Annotated in this window: 5 protein-coding genes; 1 reads left to right on the top strand and 4 read right to left on the bottom strand. The window is 63.7% G+C overall.

The genetic code is table 11. The annotated features are described in order from the left end of the window. The 3 genes from EN925_RS27295 to argH all read right to left on the bottom strand — a co-directional run. The coding region (locus tag EN925_RS27295; RefSeq protein ID WP_206632965.1) for an alanine racemase at positions 1-653 on the bottom strand (653 nt) is incomplete at its 3' end. 63 nt (positions 654-716) lie between these two features. Beyond that, positions 717-923: a lipoprotein gene (locus EN925_RS27290; protein ID WP_023811112.1), complete on the bottom strand. Its 207-nt coding sequence runs from the start codon at positions 921-923 to the stop codon at positions 717-719. A gap of 151 nt (positions 924-1074) precedes the next feature. Next, entirely contained in the window at positions 1075-2475 is a 1401-nt protein-coding gene (argH, locus tag EN925_RS27285; protein ID WP_127388293.1) for an argininosuccinate lyase, read from the bottom strand. A gap of 35 nt (positions 2476-2510) precedes the next feature. On the opposite strand from argH, the gene EN925_RS27280 reads away from it, so the two are divergent. Beyond that, positions 2511-3200, top strand: a complete 690-nt coding sequence (locus tag EN925_RS27280; RefSeq protein ID WP_063169085.1) for a TlpA disulfide reductase family protein — start codon at positions 2511-2513, stop codon at positions 3198-3200. A gap of 1 nt (position 3201) precedes the next feature. Here the strand turns inward: EN925_RS27280 and EN925_RS27275 are convergent. Continuing rightward, a partial coding sequence (locus EN925_RS27275) for an EAL domain-containing protein (RefSeq protein ID WP_164894419.1) occupies positions 3202-3764 on the bottom strand: 563 nt, incomplete at its 5' end.

Below are 3764 nucleotides of genomic sequence, written 5' to 3'. Positions count from 1 at the left end.
ACAAGCAGGGCGAAGGCGTCGTCGAAGGGCTGCAGCTCGGTGATCTGGCTGCCGATATGGGTGTCGATGCCGGTGATCCTGATGCCGGGAAGCTTTGCCGCGCGGGCATAGACCTGCCGCGCCCGCTGCCACGGGATGCCGAACTTGTTCTCGGCCTTGCCAGTGGAGATCTTCTTGTGGGTCCTGGCGTCGACATCGGGATTGATGCGCAGCGAGATCGACGCCACCTTGCCGAGGGCAACGGCTCGCGCCGACAACAGCTCGAGTTCAGGCTCGGACTCGACGTTGAAGCAGAGGATGCCGGCGGCAAGGGCAAAGTCCATTTCGCGCGCGGTCTTGCCGACGCCCGAAAACAGGATCTTGCCGGCCGGAATGCCGGCGGCCAGCGCCCGGCGCAATTCACCTTCCGAAACCACGTCGGCGCCGGCGCCGAGCTTCGCCAGCGTCCGCAGGACGGCCTGGTTGGAATTGGCCTTCATGGCGTAGCAGACCAGCGTGTCGAGCCCGGTGAAAGACTGGGCAAACACCCGGTAGTGCCTGGTCAGGGTGGCCGTCGAATAGCAGTAGAATGGCGTGCCGACCTGTGCGGCGATATCTGGTATCGCCACGTCCTCGGCATGGAGCACGCCATCGCGGTAGTCGAAATGGTTCACGGGAGTGGTTCCGGAAAGTTGGGGCGCGATGAGATCGGTTTGGAGGCCCGGCTCTCGTCGGCTCTAGATCAGCGGGTCGAGGATGAATTTCTTGTCCTTGACCGGTTTTTCCGGCTCCGGCGGCACGGGCTGGTGGGCCTTCGAGGCATCCTTGCGCGCCTGCACGGCCGCCTCATAGGGCGTGTCGAGAGCGCCCCTCCTGCCGCAGGCCGAAACGGCCGCGATCGCCACCAGCAGCGTCAGCGTCACCAAAATCCTGCTTCCGGTCATCGATCCATCCGTCCGAAACGTTTGTCAGCCGCCGCTTTTAGCCGAGTTCTCGGCGCATTGCACCCCGAGATATTGCTCGTCGCAATATCTGGCGCAACGTCCGGATATTGCTGGTCGCATGTCCGGGATATTGCTGGCGCAACATCCGGCATTACGCTTTCGCCAGTCGCTTTTTCCAGGCGCGGATCTGCTTCCTCACTTCCGACGGCGCGGTGCCGCCGAAACTGGTGCGGCTCTTGACCGAGTTCTGCACCGCCAGCACTGAGAATATGTCGGCCGTGATGCCGGGATCGATCGACTGCAGATCCTCCAGCGAAAGCTTCTCCAGCCCCACCTTCTTGTCTTCGGCCAGCGCCACCGCCCGGCCGGTGACATGATGCGCCTCTCGGAACGGCAGGCCGAGCGTGCGCACCAGCCAGTCGGCAAGGTCGGTTGCTGTCGCGTGGCCGGAGCCGGCGGCCTTCTTCATCGCGGCTGCGTTGACCGTCATGTCCGAGACCATGCCGGTCATCGCCGCCAGCATCAGGTCGAGCGTCTCGGCGGCGTCGAATACCGATTCCTTGTCTTCCTGCATGTCCTTGCCATAGGTCAAAGGCATGCCCTTCATCACCGTCAGCAGGCCGACCAGATGGCCGGTGACGCGGCCGGTCTTGCCGCGCACCAGTTCGGCGGCATCGGGATTCTTCTTCTGCGGCATGATCGACGAGCCGGTGGAAAACGAGTCCGACAGCCTGACGAAGCCGAATTGCGGCGTCGACCAGATGATGATCTCTTCGGCCAGCCGCGACAGATGCGTGGCGCAGATCGCGGCAAGAGCGAGGAACTCGAGCGCGAAATCGCGATCCGAGACGCTGTCGAGCGAATTGCGCATCGGCTCGCGGAAGCCGAGCCCCTTGGCGGTCCGGTGGCGGTCGATCGGGAAGCTTGTGCCGGCAAGTGCGGCGGCACCGAGCGGGCTTTCATCCATCCGTTCGATGGCATCGCGCACGCGCGACAGGTCGCGCGAAAACATCTCGACATAGGCCATGCAGTGATGGCCGAAGGTCACCGGCTGGGCCGCCTGCATATGGGTGAAGCCCGGCATCACGGTCGCCGCATGCTCCTCGGCCCGCTCCAGCAACGCCTCAATCAACCCCTTCAACGCCTCGGCGACGCGAAAGCACTCCTCCTTGACCCAGAGCCGCAAATCGACCGCGACCTGATCGTTGCGCGAGCGGGCGGTGTGCAGGCGGCCGGCCGCCGGACCGATCAGATCGGCAAGGCGCGCCTCGATGTTCATGTGGATGTCTTCGAGCCGCGTCGAGAACTCGAAGCTGCCCGCCTCGATCTCTCTCAGGATCGTGTTCAGCCCGTCAGCGATTTTTTCTTGATCGGCCGCCGAAATAATGCCCGTTTGCGCCAGCATCTCGCTATGGGCGATCGAGCCTTTGATGTCCTGCGCATAGAGTTTGCGGTCGAAGGAGATAGACGCGTTGATCGCTTCCATGATGGCGGCCGGACCCGAGGCAAAACGTCCGCCCCACATCTGGTTGCTGGTTTTCTTGTCGCTCATGGCTATAACCCGTGCTTCGGAGCAGTTTTGAGAAAATGGCAGACGGTAGTAGATTCTTCCCGGCCCCGCGCCTGATCCTCGCCGCCTTGGTGGCGGGCGCGCTGGCGGGCGCGGTCGCGGTATATGTCAGCGAGAGCCGGTCTGGCAACAATGCACCGGCACAAGCTGCCGTGGGTGAGAGCAAGGACGACGTGGCCTGCGCGGCCAAGAGCGACCGCGCCAAGAAGGTCGCGGCTTCGGCCACCGGTGAGGTCGCGGCACTTTTGCCGGCCGATCCGCCACAATCCCTGAAGAGCCTTGCCTTCAACGGTCCGGACGGCAAGCCGATGACGATTGCCGATCATGCCGGCAAGACGGTGCTGCTCAATCTGTGGGCGACATGGTGCGCGCCGTGCCGTGCCGAAATGCCGGCGCTTGATGCGCTGCAGAAGGAAAAGGGCAGCGACGCCTTTCAAGTGATCGCCGTCAATGTCGATGCCGGCGACGATGTGAAGCCGAAGAAGTTCCTCAGCGATACCGGCGTCGCGACGCTTGGCTATTACCGGGATTCGACGATGGCGCTGTTCAACGACCTCAAGAAGCGCGGCCTGGCGCTAGGCCTTCCTGTCACCATGCTGGTCGACGGCGAGGGCTGCCTGATCGCCCATATGAACGGCCCGGCCGAATGGTCGGGGCCGGACGCCAGGCGGCTGGTCGAGACGGCACTCAAGCCCGAGAGCCTCTAGTCTAGCGTGTGGCTAGCGCAGGTGCCGGTGCGAAGGCCAGAACGCTTCTGTCGCGCAAGGTAGCGGGTTTGCTGCCGACAGCGGGTGCGACGACACCGGTCAGATCGCCGAATTCTTCGATGAGAGCTGGCCTGCCGATATAATAGCCCTGGCCGATCTCGCAGGCTTCGGCGTCCAGGAATTTCAGTTCGCCGAGCGTCTCGACCCCCTCCGCCAGAACCGGCAGGCCGAGACCGCGTCCAAGTCCCAGGACGGCGCGCACGATCGCCGCGACCTGGCCGTTCTTGTCGACCGACTTGATGAAGGAGCCATCGATCTTGATCTTGTCGAAGGGGAAGGCGCGGAGGTTGGAGAGCGAGGAATAGCCGGTTCCAAAATCGTCCATGGCCACGCGCACGCCCAGCGCCTTGACCTGCCGCAAGGTGGCCAGCGCCCGCGGCATGTCCTTGACAAGCGCCGTCTCGGTGATCTCAAGCTCGAGCCTGCCGGGCGCCAGGCCGGAATTCAGCAATGTTTCGTGGACCTTGCGGCTGAAATTCGTGTTGTGGAGCTGCACCGCCGAAA

The organism is Mesorhizobium sp. M7A.F.Ca.US.006.04.2.1, from assembly GCF_004022915.1.
GTDB classification, from domain to species: domain Bacteria; phylum Pseudomonadota; class Alphaproteobacteria; order Rhizobiales; family Rhizobiaceae; genus Mesorhizobium; species Mesorhizobium ciceri.
This window is presented reverse-complemented; position numbering and strand designations above follow the sequence as displayed.

Bases quoted from the DNA above. Each gene is read 5' to 3' on its own strand.
- argH (WP_127388293.1), bottom strand. From the start codon at position 2,475: ATGAGCGACAAGAAAACCAGCAACCAGATGTGGGGCGGACGTTTTGCC.
- EN925_RS27280 (WP_063169085.1), top strand. From the start codon at position 2,511: ATGGCAGACGGTAGTAGATTCTTCCCGGCCCCGCGCCTGATCCTCGCC.
- EN925_RS27290 (WP_023811112.1), bottom strand. From the start codon at position 923: ATGACCGGAAGCAGGATTTTGGTGACGCTGACGCTGCTGGTGGCGATC.